We start from the raw sequence: 18,892 nt of genomic DNA on the forward strand, positions 1-18,892 counted from the left end.
GTGAAACTAATTGGCTCCAATCCATCTCAAACTTTCCTCTGCTGGTTTAATCTTTCGACCTTTACCAAGGATCTCAGTGGATTCATCAGCCCTGTAATGGAAGTAATGCTCTTGGATATATTTCATGCTCGTATCTGTATTGGCTGCAACTGTTGGAAGAGGTACACCAGCTGATAAACGCATCGTTATGTATGTATGCCTGAAGCTATACCAGGTGAGTGTTTTACCAGAGTGAACTATGACTTTCTTTGTTTGACTATCGTGGTCATCTCTCCAGTCTGCGAGCCTTGCTTCGACTAACAATTCACAGAGATTGTTTTGCCAAATTCGTTCACTAATTTGTTTACCTGAGTTTTGATTGGCAAAGATGTAATCCTCCATCTTTTTAAATTTAGTTAGGACTCTTATGCGTTCTAAGAACTTGGCAATGGGAGCGGCTACTCGATAAGACCTTCCTGTTTTGGTCTTCTCAGCTGGTACATCAATGTTGACCCAGATCTTTCGTTCTTCCTTTGGAATAGTTGTGTTTTCACTGATATCTTTCCACTTTAGTTTTCTCATTGAACCTGGTCTGATTCCAGTATCCATAGAGACTCTCATTGCTAAGTAAGACAACTCTCTATGGACTAATTGCTTCTTTCCTCGAGGTCCTTTAAAAGCAATATTTGAGATGGTTTCATACTTACCCTGACTATCTTTTTTGATGGTGTACTTGTCATCCAATATTCTCGTCTTGCCTTTGATGTAGTAGAGGCGAGCAACTCTCTCAAGCTCTTCCCACTCTTTAGCGGTTAGGTCATCTCTACGATGCTTCTTATCTTTTGACTGTTTGATAGATGGAATAGATGGAACATTGTCTTGATGAATAAAGTTATTGTCTACAGCTATCTGTTTAAACATTCTTCTGAGACATGACATCTCAGCTGTGATGGTTGTTTGTTTAGGGATCGGTTTATTGAATTGAACAGCTCTTTCTTTTCTCCAGGTCTCATAGTTCAAGAACGTGTTCTTCCTGAGTTTATGAATCTCTTTCTTGTCATCGTTTATATAATCTCTGATCCAACGACACTGCGTATCAATTAACCGATAACTCTCTTTAGTAATACCCTCTTGTGGAATTGAACTGATTCTTCTTTTTTCTTTATCTAAGAACTGATGCACCATACTTCCAAACGTTAATGCCTTGATTTCTTCTCCCCTATCAGTCTTTGCCTTTAGCTCAATAAACTTAGCCACACCAAGCATCCAAGCTTCTTCTTGTCCTCCTTTGGTTGGTAGTGGATAAGTACCGTCTGGATTCTTTAGAGTAAATCTGTGTTTATTACCTTTGTCTGAATCCAAGTAATATAAGAACCAACGATTATTCCTATCTACTCTTCTGTAGACGTATGCATAGGGATCTCCTGGAATCTCTTTTCTATCGAGGATATTTTGTTTCTTGGCTAGTGAGTTTTTAGGCAAGATTTAAGCCAATTGGTAATCTTTTGGTAACGATGCCATCGCAGTGACAAGCTTTTCAGCTTGAGAAGCGACTTGGTAATCTTATGGTAATCATAGTAACATGCTTTAAAAGCATTGCTAAAACTAGAGTAGTGTTATATGTTTCTAATAATGCCGATTATACAACGTAACTCTAGATCTATTAGTATAAAAGGAATTTAGGGCTGCTTAATTTAAGTGCTACCGCAATGCTACCACTTAATATGCACATAGTTTGAAGGGGTATGAGGGGGAAATAGAGTCCTGGCTTATACGTTAATGGGGAAGAGAAATTTATGGTGAAAATATGCGATAATTAATTGGCTAATGGTTTGGTTGGCGATTGTATATTTGATTGCTTATGACAAAACATACTCCAGAATTTCTTGCAAAAAATAATCTAAAAATTCTTTTTCCAAAACTTGCAGAGGAGTGGGACTATGAAAAAAATCAAAAAGAAGGTCTAGGTGTTCCTGAGGATTATTCAAAAGGTAAGAATTTAGTAGTTCATTGGATTTGTCCAAAGAATTCAAAGCATAGATATTCAACAAAGATATGTAATAGAACTCGAAAATATCCAATAAATTGTCCCGAATGCGCAGGCAAAATTCCAAAAACTATTCCAGATGTAATGCCTGAACTCTTATCAATATGGGATTATGAAAAAAACATTGATTTAGATCCCTCTAAGTTAACTCCAGGTAGCCAAAAGCGAGCTTTTTTTCGATGTGAGTGTGGATGGAGATATGGTCCTTTAAGGATCGGCGATATTCGAACTCGTTTATTAAAAGACAAAGAACCTTGCCCAGTTTGTAATAAATCTATTCCAAGCGAAAATTATAATTTAGAAGTTTGTCATCCTGAGATTGCAAAAGAGTGGGATGAAAAGAAAAATGGAATTAAAGCTAATCAGGTATTACCTTCATTGAATGAAGTCTTTTGGTGGAATTGTCCAGATAAACCCCACAATTATCCTCTTAGCTTAAATGCAAGAACTAATAAAACATCACCACAAAATTGCCCAATATGCTCTGGAAGACGAGTCACTAAAGAAAATAATCTTGAAACTCTAGAACCTGATTTAGCGAAAGAATGGAGTTATAAAAAAAATAAGGATAAAAAACCAACTCAATTCACTTCAGGTAGCAATCAAAAGGTTTGGTGGATTTGCCCTAGAGGTCATGATGATTATCCAGCAACTATCTATTGCAGGTCAAAACGTAACACTGGGTGTCCCAAATGTTCTAATCAAACCTCTAAAGCTGAACTGAGAATATTGTCTGAACTTGCATTGATCTTTAAAAATATCCTTCATCGAGAAAAGATTGATGGCAATGAGCTTGATATTTTCATACCTGAGTACTCTTTAGGTATTGAATACGATGGTTGGTATTATCATCATAGAAAAGATGTTGTAGATAGAGAATTAAAGAAACGAAGCTATTTTAGTAAAGCTAATATTAATGTTATTTATATAAGAGAGTACCCGTTAGAGTCTTTATCTGTAGATGATGTTGTTCTGCCGAAGTCAAACAAATTAGATAAAAATATTTTAAATAATATAGTAGTAAAAGCAGTCAAGCTTGCTGGGATTAATCAACCTGATGACTATCTATCTAAAAAAGATTTTTGTAATGAAAAAAGGTATCGAGAATTAATCTCATGTCTTCCAGGACCTGTAGGTAAAAGCCTAGAAGATTTGTTCCCTGAAATAGCTATTGAATGGGATTATGAATTAAATAAACCTCTTAAGCCAAGCCAAGTTTCCTATGGCACTAACTATAAAGCACATTGGATTTGTCCTAAAGGTCATCTATATCAAAAACCAGTAAAAGATAGGACTAGTAAGCAGAGACAAGGATGCAAAGTTTGTTCCCAAAATAGGAGGAGGAGATCAAAAACTGATAGTAAAGATTGATTCTTTTCATTGCTGTTTAGTTTTTATACACTCATAGGTTTATTAGTTGTATTTGAGTAATTGTTAAGCTCCATCTTCAGAAGGCTACTTTTCTTTGGTGAATGTCATTGTTCATTCGTTGAAAAACAGTCACCTTCTAGCTTTGATTTAAGTAATCTATAGCCTCAGATCCCTTTATTCATTAGCCCATAACAATCGTCTTTTTCGGATAGCAGCCTTAACTTTTAGGGCATTCAGTTCTCTTTGCGAAATCTCTTCCGAGTGAGCCTGAATATGACGTTCTACTGCTTCTCTCTCTCTTGGTTAATGTTTTACCAGAGTTAATTAATTCGTTCAAAGGTCTCATACTTTTAATTCATTAGGTTTATGTCTTTTGATCCAGCAATGTTTAGTCCTTTGACAACGGTGCTGGTTTTAGTTTTCTTTGCTTCTGTTGTCGTGGTATTGCTGACAGCTGCTAAGGACTAAAAAAGAGATGGAGTCAACCACACTCCATCTCCTATGAGTTCCTTAATAGGTAAATAATTCGTGCTGTCTTTAAGACAGGCTTTTTATGTTGCGTAGCTTTTAACGTCATCAACTGATTGGACTTTTACTAAGTTATGTATTTTTAATTTTTAATTGTCGTATAGGCTTGGAACTCTTTTCGACGTATCGAGTTTTTATTAAGAGTGATTCTTTTAATCCATAAGTCTTTAAATGATTTGATTGTTCGTTATTGATGATTGTGAGGTTCATAGTAGCTATATGTATCGAGTTTGTTAGAGGATGTTTGAGTAGGTTGGGAAAACTCACTCCTTCGCTTCGCTCAGTCGTTCGTTTTAGAGTTACTAAATTGTTGTCTTGCGAGCGCAGCGAGCTGTTGTCTTCCTCTAACTAATAACCTTCTCAAGCCTGTTAAGGATATTGGCTTGCTTGAGGAATAGTTCTTTTGCTTTGTCTGGATTGTCTATGGCTTCAGCTTTGTCAATCAGTTGATCGAAGACAATTACTTTATTCAGGAGGTTTCGGCAAACTCTTTCTTTTGCCTCGTTGATGATTGGCATTATCGGTATGGAATTTCTTATTTGAGGTCGTTACCTCTAATAGAGTAGGAGGGTTAGACTGAAAAGTTAGTTTTCAGAAGAGGTTTGGGTGAGTGTTATCCCAATATTGAATGATCTGTTCTTTGGTTAATCTGAGACGTTTATCTAATTCGGCATTCAATTGTTCTATCTCTTCACGTCGATCTTTTTCTTTTGCATCTTTGAGGTATTGATTAAGTGTATCTATGTGTCTATCTTCCTGTTTCATTATTCTTTCCTCTCTGCTTAGGTCAAGCCCATATTTTTTTGCAGTTTTCTGAAACTTTTTATTGAGTTCAGTCATCCTTTCTTTTGCTTGAGCTGCGCTCTCCTCTTGCTTCTTTTTTATGTTTTCTAAGACATTAAGAGGAAAAGCTCGATTGAAGTATTCGTCTGCGGTTTCGCCGTCTTTCCTTTTGTATTCTTTGTCTGTTTTAAAAGAGATGACATCATCATAAAAAAAGATTCCATTCAGCTCAGGTCGATTCATAAAGAACAACTCAGGGCTTTGATCTATTAACTCTTCATCAGTACAGCTATTTAAAAATTCCTCTTCTTGTCTTTCTCTTCGATTGATTTCATATATGTCATTAGCCAATTGATCGTCTTCTGTTCCAGGCGGGAAAGATGCTTTTATGCGTTCGATTTCCTTTTCTCGCTCACTTAGCTCTTCTAAACCAATAATCCATTTCTCAAAACTTTCACTATTTAAACTCGCCTCATATTCATCAATAATTTGTGGATCTAATTGCCAACTCTGATCTGCATCTTGAAGAGCAGCCCACATAGCGAGACTCCCATCTTTTTTCATCAACTCGAGAGTCTCACCTCTTCTTTTGTATTCCTCTTCTCGTCTTTCCTCGGCTTTCTCTTTTGCTTTTTCGTAAGCAGCATCAGCAGCTTCAGTGAGTGCAGTGAGCTTGGAACCTTTTTCTTTATCGTAGGTTTTACTCCATTCTCTAGCTAGTTTTTTCTGGCTAACTCGTGGACTTTTGGTGAGCTTAAAATCTTCATCCTTAACGCTCATAGCAAGCCAGATAATCGCTAGTCTGACCGTCTCTTTGCTGGTTAATTTGCAGTTGGTTTGCAGCTCATCGAACACCACCTTCTCAGCCTTCGGAAGCTTGGCTGTAATCTTGCTGGAGCGACTTGTGTGACCCTTCTCTTGGCTTCCCTTACTCGCATATTTCAGAAGCCTTAGAGAAGCCTCTGGAGACGTTTTAGAGAGCTCGTAAAGTGCGATTCTGATAGCGTCTCTTTGGCTTGTCTGGACTGCATTAACCAAGCCTTCAAGCATCTGTTTCTCTTGGAAGCTCAGGATGGTTTCTACCTTGCTTGAGCATTTAACTTTGCTGATGATGACTGGGTGCTTTTCGGTTCTATACCTGTTCTTTGGAAACTTCCAAAAAGCTAGTGCAGTTTTTGTTCCCTCTTGGTTTGAGTGACGTGTCTTATTAAATTTATTGGGTCTGTTTAGTTTCATTAGTTTTCATTTTTAAATTTTCTTCTAGAAGCTGTTGTTCTCTTTCTTGCTTCGGCGTCAAAGGTATCTCACTATCGCCTAGATCTAATTCGAAGATTCCTCCTGCACCGAAGTGATTGGTGTCTGCTTGTGATGGGGTGGGGAAGAGGAATGTAGCGGTTAGGGCTAGTGGTAAAAAATATTTCATTGGTTAAGCAAACCCAGTCATGTCTGTAAAGAGAGCTTTGTTTTCAGCTGATTCAGCAAACCCTAATAGTACTTCATATCTTGTTTCTGCTCCACTATCTAACTGTCCTAACCAATAGTTTAAGCCTCCTGTATCAGCATCTCTCCCTAGGACATTTGTATAGAGAGTATTCACATAGGTGGAATCCGAGACGTTCTCTCCATACCGCTCTGTAAATTCAGCTGAACCTAGAAATGATGATGCAACGACTCGGATGGAGTTTGCTCCAGAACTGAACTGATTAATCCAATACTCCAATCCATCAGCATCAGGTAATCGCTTAAACGAAGCGTTATATAAACGGAACATACGTCCTGAGTCTGTATTTAAACCAGTGACTTGATCAAAGACACCTTTGATATCAACGATGGCACTGACATCTCTAAATGAACTTGTTGTTGCTTCTTCTGTAAAGGTTAATAAGGGAAGTCCAGTGATGTCGTCAGTTGTTCCTGTCGAGCTATTCTTGATTTCATAACTGCCATTACCTTTGTTATAGAACTTATAATCTCTGAAATTACCGCTATAAGTTTTAACTATGTCTACCTTTGATTCTTCAACGGTTTGATCTGTAAATTGGATTAATTCAATTTCTTTTAGAGTATCAATTCCATCATTCGAGCCCGTTCTTAGATCAGTAATTTCTAGAGTATCTGATATACGATTAAAGGAATAATCTTTGAAGCTTCCAGAATATTTCACTGTATCTGTACCAAAGCTTCCAATAATTAGATCATTCTCAGAACTACTAATAAATGTGTCATCTAGCAGTGTTCCATGAAAAGTAGAAGGCGTAGTTATAGATGTATCTACAATTGAAACAGAAGAAGTATTACCTACTTGAGTAGATCTAGCTGAATCAGAAAAGAGCTTGATATTGAGCGTTTCACTCCCTTCTGTGGTGACATCATTGGCAAGTGTATGAGAGAAGGAAAGGGATCTATCACTGCCAACGCTGCCTGAACCAGTTAATGCACCTGATGAAAAGTCATTACTAGTTATTCCTGTTCCACTAAGAGACCAGTAGAGAGTTGTACCAGCAGCAACGCTTGTTGTAGAAATCGAAGTGGTTAGGGTGCTGCCTTCATTGATTGAAGTTGCAGAAGGACTAATAGTGTATGTTGGAGAAAGAGTTTGCGACGTATCAAACATCATGATTGAAGTACTACCTACTTGCGTCGACCGAGATGAATCAGAAAAGAGTTTGATATTGAGAGTTTCAGTACCTTCTGTCGTTAGATCATTGGTAAGGGAGTGAGAGAAAGAGAAGTCACCATTATTATCAACTGTTCCAGCACCTGTTAAAGCACCAGAAGAAAAATCTGCACTAGTAATTCCTGTTCCACTGAGAGACCAGTAGAGTGTCGTGCCAGCAGAAACGTTGGTGGTTGAGACATTAGTGGTTAAAACATCGCCTTCATTAATGGATCCTCCAGGTGTTTCTAAGTAGTTTCCACTAACCGAATTGATGGTATAGGTCTTGACTTGAGACATGTCTACAATCGTTACGGTTGCAGTTTCTCCAACTTGATTAGATCTAGATGAATCAGAAAAGAGCTTGATGTATAAGGTCTCATCACCCTCATTAAGGAGATCTTCATTTTTAAACGTATGAGTAAAGGATATGTTTCCATTGCTATCAGGAATAGCAGAACCAGTTAATGCACCACCATCTATGTCGAAGCCTATTCCACCAGATACATTACTTAAGTCAGCAGTGGTGATTCCGTTTCCACTAAATGACCAATAGATTGTCGTGCCTATAGCAAGATTAGTTGTAGAGATTGTGGTTGTTAATGTCTCGCCTTCATTGATTGAAGTTGCAGAAGGACTAATAGTGTATGTTGGAGAAAGAGTTTTCGACATATCATTGATAGTAATAGTTGCGGTATTACCTACTTGAGTCGTATGTTCAGCATCTGAAAAGAGCTTTATATATAAAGTCTCAATCCCTTCTGTTTTGAAATCATTAGTAGTTGTATGCGAAAGACTTGCGAATGAATTAGGACCTGCCTCTGAATAAGGTTGTAAAGGTATATTATTTGTTAAATAATTAGCAATTGGACGGGCATTTAATGCTTCTGATTGAGATGCACTTTCGAAATCAGTGGATGTTATATTATTGCCATAAATAAGCCAATAATATGTATCGTAATTGAATCTTGATGGAAGTCTAAAAGTTGTTGTGAATGTTTCACCTTCATTGATGCTCTGATCAGAAGTAGTAATAACAGGAATAGAGTTGTCGTGTATAAGAAGATTGTGAGTGTTACCAACTTTTTGTGTTCTGTTTACATCTGAAAATAGAGTTATTTCTAGTGTTTCATTACCCTCTAATTCTTCGTCCTCTTTTAAAGTGTGAGTGAAGGAAAATTCACCGTCTTGATTTGTAACTCCTGATCCTGATAAGTCACCAGAAGAGAAGTCTGAAATATTTATTCCTGTTCCACTTAAAGACCAAAAGAGTTGTGTTCCAATTTCAATGCCATTTGTATTTATTGTTGTGGTGAATTGAATGCCTTCCCCGACAGAATCTAATTGAATTAATCTACCTGAAAAATCTGGATATGAAGTTGTTATCTTGTATTCATAGATGGAAAGATCATTGTCAAGAATTGGAAGAATGAAAGTATCACCAATCTGCGTAGATTGAGTCGAGTCTGTAAAAAGTTGGGCGTATAAAGTTTCATTCTCTTCTTCTAAGATATCATCGAAAATATATAACTCTATTAACCATGAGGTGAGATATACCATTTCTCTAAGACCATAATGATATCTATAAAAATCAATTGATCTGTTTAAAGGTAATTGTATGTCTGTATCAGAGGAGTTAAATCCGCCTCCACCTGTCAATTTTAAATAAGGTCTATGAGTGTTTTCTGTATTAGTAGTTGTTACTATTATACCTAGATAATCACCTTCATTACCTTCACTAATAGTTGATTCTGTGTTTCGATGAGTAGCAGTTATTGAATAGTTATAAGTCATTGAATCTTTCTCATTAATTACCCCAACCCAGTCATTTCAGTAAAGAGAGCTTTGTTTTCATCTGCTTCTGCAAAACCTAAAAGGAGTTCATATCTCGTTTCTAAACCACTATTTAAATTCCCTAGCCAATAGTTATAGCCCTCTTGGTCATACTCTCGACCAAGAACATTGACATAAAGGGTCTCGACGTATTTAGCGTTTGTGACGTTGGAACCGTAGCGTTCAGAGAATTCATCTGAGACTAAGAAGGATGATGCCACAGCTCTCGCATCATCTGTTCCTGAACTGAATTTATCGATCCAATACTCGAGTCCAGAAGCATCAGGGAATCTTGCAAAGGCAGCGTTATAAAGACGGAACATCTCGCCGCTAGGAGTCTCTTTGCCTGTGACTTGATCAAAGACTGCTTTGATATCGGCGATGGCACTTACACTTTCATTTCCAGTTTTATCTTCAAAGGTGAGCTTGGGGATGCCTGTGATGTCATCTGTTGTTCCACTACTGTCTTTGATCTCATATGTTCCATCACCTTTGTTATAGAACTTGTAATCTCTAAAATTACCGCTGAATGTTTTGACAACATTGATTTTGTCAGAAGCAACAAGTTGATCAGTGAACTGGACATATTCAATATTTTGAACCGTATCAACACCATCTGGTGATGTGATTCTGATATCTGTAATTTGAATAGTTGTTGTGGTCTTCGTGATGGTGTAATCGTTGAACTTACCTGTGTAGGTGGCGGTATCTATTCCAGCTCCACCATCGATCACATCAGAACCACCACCACCTTTGAGGTTGTCATTACCTGTGGAGCCATTGAGGTTGTCGTTGGCATTTGTGCCTGCAATATCGTTGTCTTTGATTGTTCCAGTTGCAATGACTTCACTGCTTAAGGCTGCACCAGAGAACTTGACTTGAATGGTTTCATCGCTTTCAACATCTGCATCACCATTAACGGAGATATTAAGTGTGGCAACTTTTTGTCCTTTAACAAAAGTGACGACACCTGCAGATGTAACAAAGTCTTCTCCTGTTGTTGCAGTTCCAGATGTAAGCGTTTGATAGTTAATATTGGTCGTCTCACTGACTTCTTGATCGAGCGTGATTGTAAAAGCAAGCGTTTTTGTTCCTGAATCTGTTTCTAAAATTGATGGTTCATCAACAGAAGCACTATAGGAAGAAGCTGCGATATCATTATTCGTGATCGTTCCTGTCGCAATCAAATCTTCTTTTAATTTACTACTACTGAACTTCACTTTTACGGTTTCGTCGTCCTCTAAAAGGACATCACCATTGATCGTGATATTGAGAGTGGCTACCTTTTGACCCTCTAGGAATATTACTACACCTGCTGCAGAGATAAAATCTTCTCCAGAGGTTGCCGTTCCAGTTGTTAATGTCTCATAGTTGATATTTGTTCTTTCTGTTGCCTCTTGATCAAGTGTCAGTCTGTAGGTCAGAACTTTTGTATTTGTATCAGCTTCAATGACTGATGGACTATCAACACTCAAGGTGTAAATGGTGCTACCACCAGCAATGGTAATGGATTTGGTCTCTCCAACTTGCGTGCTACGCGCACTATCAGAAAAAAGTTTAATTTCTAGAATTTCATCACCTTCATTGAGTAGATCTTTTGCAAGGGTATGAGAGAAAGAAAAGTCACCATTACTATCAACTGTGCCAGAGCCAGTTAATGAACCAGAAGAAAAATCATCACTGGTAATTCCTGTTCCAGATAGTGAGTAATAAAGAGTGGTATTGGTAGCAACGTTTGTTGTAGAGATGGATGTGGTTAGTGTCTCTCCTTCATTGATTGATAGAGTTGATGGACTGATTGTGTAGGTAGGAGTTTTGGAAGTATCGGTGATTGTGACAACAGAAGTTGTACCAACTTGAGTAGAAGTAGAACGAGATGAATCAGAGAAGAGTTTGATATTTAATGTTTCATTTCCTTCTGTAGCACTGTCATTAGCCAGGGTATGAGAGAAAGAGAAGTCGCCATTGCTATCAACTGTGCCAGAGCCAGTTAATGAACCAGAAGAAAAATCATCACTGGTAATTCCTGTTCCAGATAGTGAGTAATAAAGAGTGGTATTGGTAGCAACGTTTGTTGTAGAGATGGATGTGGTTAGTGTCTCTCCTTCATTGATTGATGTTGTAGAAGGACTGATGGTATATGTCGGAGTTTTTGATGTATCGGTGATTGTGACGACTGAGGTTGTTCCAACTTGTGTCGTACGGTCTGAATCAGAAAAGAGTTTGATATTGAGAGTTTCATTTCCTTCTGTTGTGGTGTCATCTGCAAGGGTATGAGCAAAAGAGAAGTCACCATTACTATCAACAGTTCCAGAACCTGTTAATGCACCAGAAGAAAAGTCAGAACTGGTAATACCTGTTCCACTGAGAGACCAATAGAGTGTCGTATCTGCCGCAACGTTTGTTGTCGAGATTGATGTCGTTAAAGTTGAACCTTCATTGATTGAGGATGTTGAAGGGGTAATGGTATAGGTCTTTTGATTAACTTGAAGAGCTGTTGTTGTAACTGATTCTGAAAATCCTTGATTATCTGTATAAGAGATAATGGCTCTTATTTTTTTGTTTTCATCAGAGGATGTAAGTGTATAACTTGCACTTGTACTAACTTGACTCCAGTTTGTATTGTCTGATGATGATTGCCATATATAAGTTAGAGCTCCTCTTCCTTCAGGATCAGTAGACGTTTCAGAGATGCTTAGAGTTTCTCCAGCAAGTCCAGTACCTGATATAGCAAAACTTGCATCTCCAGTATCTGTAGCAATTGATAATTTAGAAATAAATGCATCGAGTTTTCCATTATTTGTTTGTCCTGATAGATCTCCATTAGTAAACCCGGTTAAAAATATATTTCCTGAAGAATCTGTTTCTATACCACGGGGATTTTCATCTCCAGATCCACCATAAAAGTCAGACCAATTCTTGGTGCCATCGGATGAGTAACTGGCAATTAGCACTTCTCCGTAGCCAGATGCTGAGTGACCATCTATTTCACCTAATGCTTGAGCAGTGATATAAACAGTATTATTAGGACCTTGGGCGAGACTAAATGCTGTATCGTTTGCACTTGATCCTATAAACCTTGTCCAATTCCTTGTCCCATTAGAGTCGTATTGAGCAATATATGCATCGTTATTTGAACTTGTTTGATCATCTATTGTTCCGTTCGCTCTTCCTACAATATATATTTTTCCATCACTACTTACTAAAACATCATTTGCATAACCAGTATTCGAAATTGGGATATTAGTTGCGAATTGTTTTATACCATTTGAATTGTATTTCGCCAGGAATGTTTCACCGGCTATGTATATATTCCCATCAGTATCGATATCTATACAGTTTGAAATTTCAGACCAACTTTCACCTAAAAGTTGAGTCCATTGTTGTGCTCCATCTGAGTTGTACTTACTAAGAAAGACATCAACGCCTCCACTGTTGGTTTCGCTATTAAGATTACCTCCAGTAAAACCAGTAATATAGATAGAACCATCATTACCTATTACTACATCTCTACCTTGGTCACTTGCTTGTGTCCCTATAAGATTAGTCCACTGAATATTACCATTAGAATCATACTTTGCTAAGAAAATATCAGATGAACCATTATTTGTTTGACCATTGATATCTCCTGAAATTTTACCTGTTATGTAGACTGATCCATCACTTGAAGTGTCTATTGAATACAGCCTACTATCGGAAGAATTGCCAAATAATTTTGTCCATATTAAATCTCCATTTGAGTCATATTTGCTAAAGAAAGCATCCTGATTCCCATTATTATTTACACCGTCAAGATTCCCGTATGTGTACCCACCTACATAGATAGAGCCATCACCACTAATAGCAATTGCATTGGATCTCTCATCTAAAGAGGTTCCAATTAATTTAGACCAACTCGTATTTAGAGCAGTTGTCAAATGAATAAAGGTATGTAGTCCCCTAATCTACTTTATCTAGATTCCTATTAAAAATCTTTTTTCAACCTAACTTGATCCAATCCACCTCAAATTTTCTTCTGCTGGCTTAATCTTCCTCCCTTTACCAAGAATCTCAGTGGACTCATCAGCTCTGTAGTGGAAGTAATGCTCCTGGATATATTTCATGCTCGTGTCGGTGTTGGCTGCAATCTCAGGAACAGGAACCTTTAGCTAAGCCCAGTCATTTCAGTAAAGAGATTTAAGTTCTCATCATTTTCTGCAAAGCCTAAAAGCAGTTCATATCGAGTCTCTAAACCACTATTTAAATTACCTAGCCAATAATTATACCCCTCTTGGTCATACTCTCGACCGAGAATATTGATATAGAGAGTTTCTACAAATTTAGCATTAGAGACATTCGTTCCATAGCGTTCACCAAATTCTTCGGATAATAGAAATGATTCTGCAACGACACGTCTTGTGTTGCGTCCAGAACTAAACTCTTCAATCCAGTACTCGAGTCCATCAGCATCAGGGAAACGAGCAAAAGCAGCGTTATATAAGCGGAACATTTCACCAGAATCTGTATTGAGTCCAGTGACTTGATCAAAGACACCTTTGATATCAGCTATGCCACTGACATCTCTAAAAGAACTTGTTGTTGCTTCTTCTGTGAATTGTAAGGATGGATATCCTGTGATGTCATCAGTGGTTCCTGTAGAACTTTTCTTAATCTCATAACTGCCATTTCCTTTGTTGTAGAACTTATAATCTCTAAAATTTCCGCTATAAGTTTTAACTACGTCTACCTTCGCTTCATCTACAGTTTGATCTGAGAACTGGATGTATTCAATATTGGAGAGAGTATCTGTTCCATCATTTGTCCCTGTTCTTTGGTCTACGATTGTGATAGAGCTCGTTCTTCTGGTAAAGGAGTAATCAGAGAATGTCCCCGTGAAGACGACGGTATCATTACCTGCACCACCATCGATATTTTCATTGGCTGCTGTGCTGGTTAATGTGTCGCTTGTATTAGTTCCTGTAAGATCTATTGCTGCGGAAGCCTCAAGAACTGCAATCGTGACGGTTTGGTCGACAATATTATTAGAACTGTCTTTTGCCGAGACGGTCACTTCATAGGAATTGTTTTGGTCAGTATCAGTGGGGTTGTCAAAGTCTGGTGCTGCCAGAAAGACTAGAGCTCCAGTTGTTGGATCAATGCTAAATAAAGATCGATCAGCACCGCTTCTAATGGACCAAGTGACGGTTTCATTAGCGCTAAAGATATGAACTGAGGTTGTATTTTCTGTGATTGAGACGCTGCTAGAACTCGATGTTTCTCCAGAAGGACCAGTGATAATCGGATCGTTTCTATCAGCTGTTGTAAAAACAAGAGATGTTGTATCCGTGATGCCGGCATAAGAGTTTCCAGCCGCATCATCAAAGACAGTGCCTGGAATTTGAACGTAGTACTGGGTTGCAGAGGCAAAATTGGAACTAGGGTTAATTGTGATTTGTGTGGTACCAGAGCCAGTTACTTGATTACTAGTTACATCGATTGATTCAACGGTTGAATTATCAGATGATTTTTTAATGAGGATATTTCCACTTTTAACATCTACAGCTTCTGAGAAGGTGAGGACGATGTTGCTATCAAGAGTAGTATTTGTCGCACCATAGGAAGGGGTCGTATTGGCTAAGGTTGGTACCCCTTCATCAGCAGTAGTGAATGAAAGCGATGTTGTATCTGTGATACCGGCATATGAATTACTCGATGAATCGTCAAAAGCTGTAGTTGGGATTTGAACGTAGTACTGGGTAGACGAGGCTAGATCACTACTAGGGTTGATTGTGATTTGGGTTGTACCAGAACCTGTGACTTGATTACCAGTGACATCAATGGATTCGACGGTTGAATTATCAGATGATCTTTTAATAAGGATGTTGCCAGTTTCAACATCAACGGCTTCTGAGAAAGTGAGGATGATGTTGCTACTCATGCCAACAGAAGTTGCATTATCAGCAGGTGATGCACTGCTTAATGATGGAGAAATAACATCAGCTGTCGTAAAAGAAAGGGATGTTGTATCTGTGATGCCGGCATATGAATTACTCGATGAGTCGTCAAAAGCAGTAGCAGGAATTTGAATGTAGTACTGGGTGGCAGAGTCGAGATTGGAACTAGGATTAATGGTGATTTGCGTGGTGCCAGAGCCTGTGACTTGATTACTTGTGACATCAATGGATTCAACAGTTGAATTATCAGATGATTTTTTAATGAGGATGTTGCCAGTTTCAATATCAACTGCTTCTGAGAAAGTGAGGACGATGTTGCTACTAATGCCAACAGCTGTTGCATTATCAGCAGGTGATGCACTGCTTAATGATGGAGAAATAACATCAGCTGTCGTGAAGGAAAGAGATGTTGTATCTGTGATTCCTGCATAAGAGTTGCTCGATGAGTCGTCAAAGGCTGTAGCAGGAATTTGAATGTAGTACTGGGTTGCAGAGGCAAGATCACTACTAGGGTTGATTGTGATTTGCGTTGTACCAGAACCTGTGACTTGATTACTGGTGACATCAATGGATTCAACGGTTGAATTATCAGATGATTTTTTAATGAGGATGTTGCCAGTTTCAACATCCACCGCTTCTGAGAAGGTGAGGACGATGTTGCTACTAACTGCAACGGCTGTTGCGTTATCTGTTGGTGAGGAACTGCTGAGAGAAGGATCTGTGAAATCAGGTGTATTCGATGTATCTTTGATGAGAATTGAAGAAGATTGCCCTATTTGATTTGTGCGTGCTGAATCAGTAAAAAAATGAATTGTCAAAGATTCATCTCCTTCTGTAAGAGCATCATTACTAATGCCATTGGAAATAGATCCTTCTCCTGCACCGTTGATATAGACCTGTCCAGTTAGCCCAGAATTGAAATCAGAATTAGTTAATCCATCGCCTGTAATTGAGTAGTAGTAATTAGCCCAGCCTCCTAAATCAGTAGTTGAAATTGATGCAGAAAGAGTTTCACCTTCGTTGAAAGTAGTTTGACTAGGAGAAATTGTTGCTGCAGGATTATTCGATGTATCTTTGATGAGAATTGAAGAAGATTGCCCTATTTGATTTGTGCGTGCTGAATCAGTAAAAAAATGAATTGTCAAAGATTCATCTCCTTCTGTAAGAGCATCATTACTAATGCCATTGGAAATAGATCCTTCTCCTGCACCGTTGATATAGACCTGTCCAGTTAGCCCAGAATTGAAATCAGAATTAGTTAATCCATCGCCTGTAATTGAGTAGTAGTAATTAGCCCAGCCTCCTAAATCAGTAGTTGAAATTGATGCAGAAAGAGTTTCACCTTCGTTGAAAGTAGTTTGACTAGGAGAAATTGTTGCTGCAGGATTATTCGATGTATCTTTGATGAGAATTGAAGAAGATTGCCCTATTTGATTTGTGCGTGCTGAATCAGTAAAAAAATGAATTGTCAAAGATTCATCTCCTTCTGTAAGAGCATCATTACTAATGCCATTGGAAATAGATCCTTCTCCTGCACCGTTGATATAGACCTGTCCAGTTAGCCCAGAATTGAAATCAGAATTAGTTAATCCATCGCCTGTAATTGAGTAGTAGTAATTAGCCCAGCCTCCTAAATCAGTAGTTGAAATTGATGCAGAAAGAGTTTCACCTTCGTTGAAAGTAGTTTGACTAGGAGAAATTGTTGCTGCAGGATTACTCATATTGAAGCTTCAGAAAAGCCTTCAGTTTTCGTATAGATGCTCTATATCTTATATCTTTAGATTGATTTTTTGTTGAACAAAACGTTTGTGCCTAAATAAGGATTGATTGTGAACCTAACTTGATCCAATCCACCTCAGACTCTCCTCTGCTGGCTTGATCTTTCTACCTTTACCAAGGATCTGAGTGGACTCATCAGCTCTGTAATGGAAGTAATGCTCTTGGATATATTTCATGCTTGTGTCGGTGTTGGCTGCAATCTCAGGAACAGGAACCTTTAGCTAAGCCCAGTCATTTCAGTAAAGAGATTTAAGTTTTCATCATTTTCAGCAAAACCTAAAAGCAATTCATATCTCGTTTCTAAACCACTATTTAAGTTTCCGAGCCAATAGTTATACCCCTCTTGGTCATACTCGCGACCAAGAATATTGATATAAAGAGTTTCTACATATTGAGCATTAGAAACATTGGTTCCATATCGTTCACCAAATTCCTCGGATAATAGAAATGATTCTGCAACGACACGTCTTGTGTTGCGTCCAGAACTAAACTCTTCAATCCAGTACTCGAGTCCATCAGCATCAGGGAAACGAGCAAATGCAGCATTATAAAGTCTAAACATTTCACCAGAATCTGTATTGAGTCCAGTGACTTGATCAAAGACACCTTTTATATCAGCGATTGCACTGACTTCTCTAAATGAACTTGTTATTGCTTCTCCTGTAAAGGTCAATAAAGGAAGTCCAGTGATGTCGTCATATCCAGAATCTGTTTTAATCTGATAGACACCATTCCCATTATTATAAAACTTATAATCTCTAAAATTACCCGCGTAAGTTTTAGAAACGTCTACTTTAGATTCTTCTACGGTTTGATCTGTAAATTGGATGTATTCAATATTGGAGAGAGTATCTGTTCCATCGTTTGTCCCTGTTCGTTGATCAGAAACGGTTAGTGAACTTGTTGTTCTTATAAATGAGTAATCAGAGAATGTCCCACTGAAGAGAACGGTATCATTGCCTGCACCACCATCGATGAAGTCATTACTCCAAGTGCTTGATAAATTATCGTTATTTGATGATGTTTGAATTTCATTGAGATCAGTAATGTAAATCGTAATTGTTTGATCAGAAGTATTTCTTGCTGAATCAGTTGCTCGAACCACGCCGGTATAATCATTACTAGAATCGATATCTTCAGGAGATTCATAGTCTGGAGCGGCAATAAAACTTAGAGCTCCTGTTGAACTATTGATTGAGAATTTAGAAACATCAGGGCCATCAGTTAAAGACCATACAACAGGTTCATTCGCTGTAAAGCTATGAATAGCAGTGCTATTTTCATTGATTGATATATTACTTGTCCCATCACTTGCACTACCTGATGGACCAGTGATTTGTGGTTGCGACACTACCGTCGCTCTAGTAGTTATTAAATGTTCATAGCTACTTCTGAAGTCACTAGCCGACATATTATTAATCTCATCTAGATTGAGTTCTGAGAGATCAATTAAACCAAATTGTAAAGGATTGATCGTATTGATTGAGCCTCCAAATATTTGGGTAAGTTCTATAGACTTAGGGTGACCTCCAAAACTGGTGTTTCCGTCTGAAAATAAATGACTATAATTATATCCATTACTTGAAAGAGGGCGACCTATGTAATAAGGATCAAACCATATACAATTCGCAGCTTCGAAGATTTTATTAACGTCCCATAATTGATCATTGTTTATATCTCCATCAAGTAAGGTCTCTAATTCATCACTATTAAAACTTCCTATTGGATAATCAATTAAAATGATATCTTCATAGTCTAGTTCATCCATCGTAAATATCCAACTAACGTCTCCTAGCAAGTATTGATTTTCGGAAATAAAAGGAATTATGTAGATATCACCTTCAACAGTTTGTTCCCCAGGTCTGATTTCAATATCTAGAGGGTTAGATGTATTTCCTCTAACCATATTATATTGACTTTGTGTAACTGTAATAACTCTTCCGGTCATAATTTTAGTTGCAGATACTCACTAATGTTTTAGGA

The 18,892-nt window shown here is 37.9% G+C and carries 9 protein-coding genes; 1 reads left to right on the plus strand and 8 read right to left on the minus strand.

Translation table 11 applies throughout. The annotated features are described in order from the left end of the window. Window positions 1-6: 6 nt before the first annotated feature. Complete coding sequence (locus AC6EIY_RS08030; RefSeq protein WP_498506418.1) at window positions 7-1,461, minus strand: tyrosine-type recombinase/integrase; 1,455 nt, start codon at window positions 1,459-1,461, stop codon at window positions 7-9. Window positions 1,462-1,840: 379 nt separating this feature from the next. Between AC6EIY_RS08030 and AC6EIY_RS08035 the strand changes: the two genes are divergently transcribed. After that, entirely contained in the window at window positions 1,841-3,397 is a 1,557-nt protein-coding gene (locus AC6EIY_RS08035) for a zinc-ribbon domain-containing protein (protein WP_498506419.1), read from the plus strand. Between the two features lie 872 nt (window positions 3,398-4,269). On the opposite strand, the gene AC6EIY_RS08040 is transcribed toward AC6EIY_RS08035, so the two are convergent. The 7 genes from AC6EIY_RS08040 to AC6EIY_RS08070 all read right to left on the minus strand — a co-directional run bounded on the left by AC6EIY_RS08040 (window position 4,270) and on the right by AC6EIY_RS08070 (window position 18,857). Next, window positions 4,270-4,443: a hypothetical protein gene (locus AC6EIY_RS08040; protein ID WP_498506420.1), complete on the minus strand. Its 174-nt coding sequence runs from the start codon at window positions 4,441-4,443 to the stop codon at window positions 4,270-4,272. Between the two features lie 73 nt (window positions 4,444-4,516). Beyond that, a complete protein-coding gene (locus tag AC6EIY_RS08045) occupies window positions 4,517-5,944 on the minus strand; it encodes a hypothetical protein (RefSeq protein ID WP_498506421.1) in 1,428 nt (475 codons plus the stop codon). Beyond that, window positions 5,922-6,131 (minus strand): hypothetical protein, encoded by a 210-nt coding sequence (locus tag AC6EIY_RS08050; protein WP_498506422.1) that lies wholly within the window; start codon window positions 6,129-6,131, stop codon window positions 5,922-5,924. Before AC6EIY_RS08050 ends, AC6EIY_RS08045 begins: the two co-directional genes overlap by 23 nt. Window positions 6,132-6,134: 3 nt before the next feature. Next, window positions 6,135-9,158 carry a DUF4214 domain-containing protein gene (locus tag AC6EIY_RS08055; protein WP_498506423.1) on the minus strand — a complete coding sequence of 1,008 codons (3,024 nt, stop codon included), beginning with the start codon at window positions 9,156-9,158 and terminating at the stop codon, window positions 6,135-6,137. A gap of 17 nt (window positions 9,159-9,175) precedes the next feature. Continuing rightward, complete coding sequence (locus AC6EIY_RS08060; protein WP_498506424.1) at window positions 9,176-13,114, minus strand: DUF4214 domain-containing protein; 3,939 nt, start codon at window positions 13,112-13,114, stop codon at window positions 9,176-9,178. A 227-nt stretch (window positions 13,115-13,341) separates the two neighbouring features. After that, window positions 13,342-16,851 (minus strand): Ig-like domain-containing protein, encoded by a 3,510-nt coding sequence (locus AC6EIY_RS08065; protein ID WP_498506425.1) that lies wholly within the window; start codon window positions 16,849-16,851, stop codon window positions 13,342-13,344. A 275-nt stretch (window positions 16,852-17,126) separates the two neighbouring features. Then, window positions 17,127-18,857, minus strand: coding sequence for a DUF4214 domain-containing protein (locus AC6EIY_RS08070; RefSeq protein WP_498506426.1), 1,731 nt, complete (start codon window positions 18,855-18,857; stop codon window positions 17,127-17,129). Window positions 18,858-18,892 lie beyond the last annotated feature (35 nt).

It is taken from the genome of Prochlorococcus sp. MIT2304 (assembly GCF_059772405.1).

Bases quoted from the DNA above. Each gene is read 5' to 3' on its own strand.
- AC6EIY_RS08035 (WP_498506419.1), top strand. From the start codon at position 1,841: ATGACAAAACATACTCCAGAATTTCTTGCAAAAAATAATCTAAAAATT.
- AC6EIY_RS08040 (WP_498506420.1), bottom strand. From the start codon at position 4,443: ATGCCAATCATCAACGAGGCAAAAGAAAGAGTTTGCCGAAACCTCCTG.
- AC6EIY_RS08045 (WP_498506421.1), bottom strand. From the start codon at position 5,944: ATGAAACTAAACAGACCCAATAAATTTAATAAGACACGTCACTCAAAC.
- AC6EIY_RS08050 (WP_498506422.1), bottom strand. From the start codon at position 6,131: ATGAAATATTTTTTACCACTAGCCCTAACCGCTACATTCCTCTTCCCC.
- AC6EIY_RS08055 (WP_498506423.1), bottom strand. From the start codon at position 9,158: ATGACTTATAACTATTCAATAACTGCTACTCATCGAAACACAGAATCA.
- AC6EIY_RS08065 (WP_498506425.1), bottom strand. From the start codon at position 16,851: ATGAGTAATCCTGCAGCAACAATTTCTCCTAGTCAAACTACTTTCAAC.
- AC6EIY_RS08070 (WP_498506426.1), bottom strand. From the start codon at position 18,857: ATGACCGGAAGAGTTATTACAGTTACACAAAGTCAATATAATATGGTT.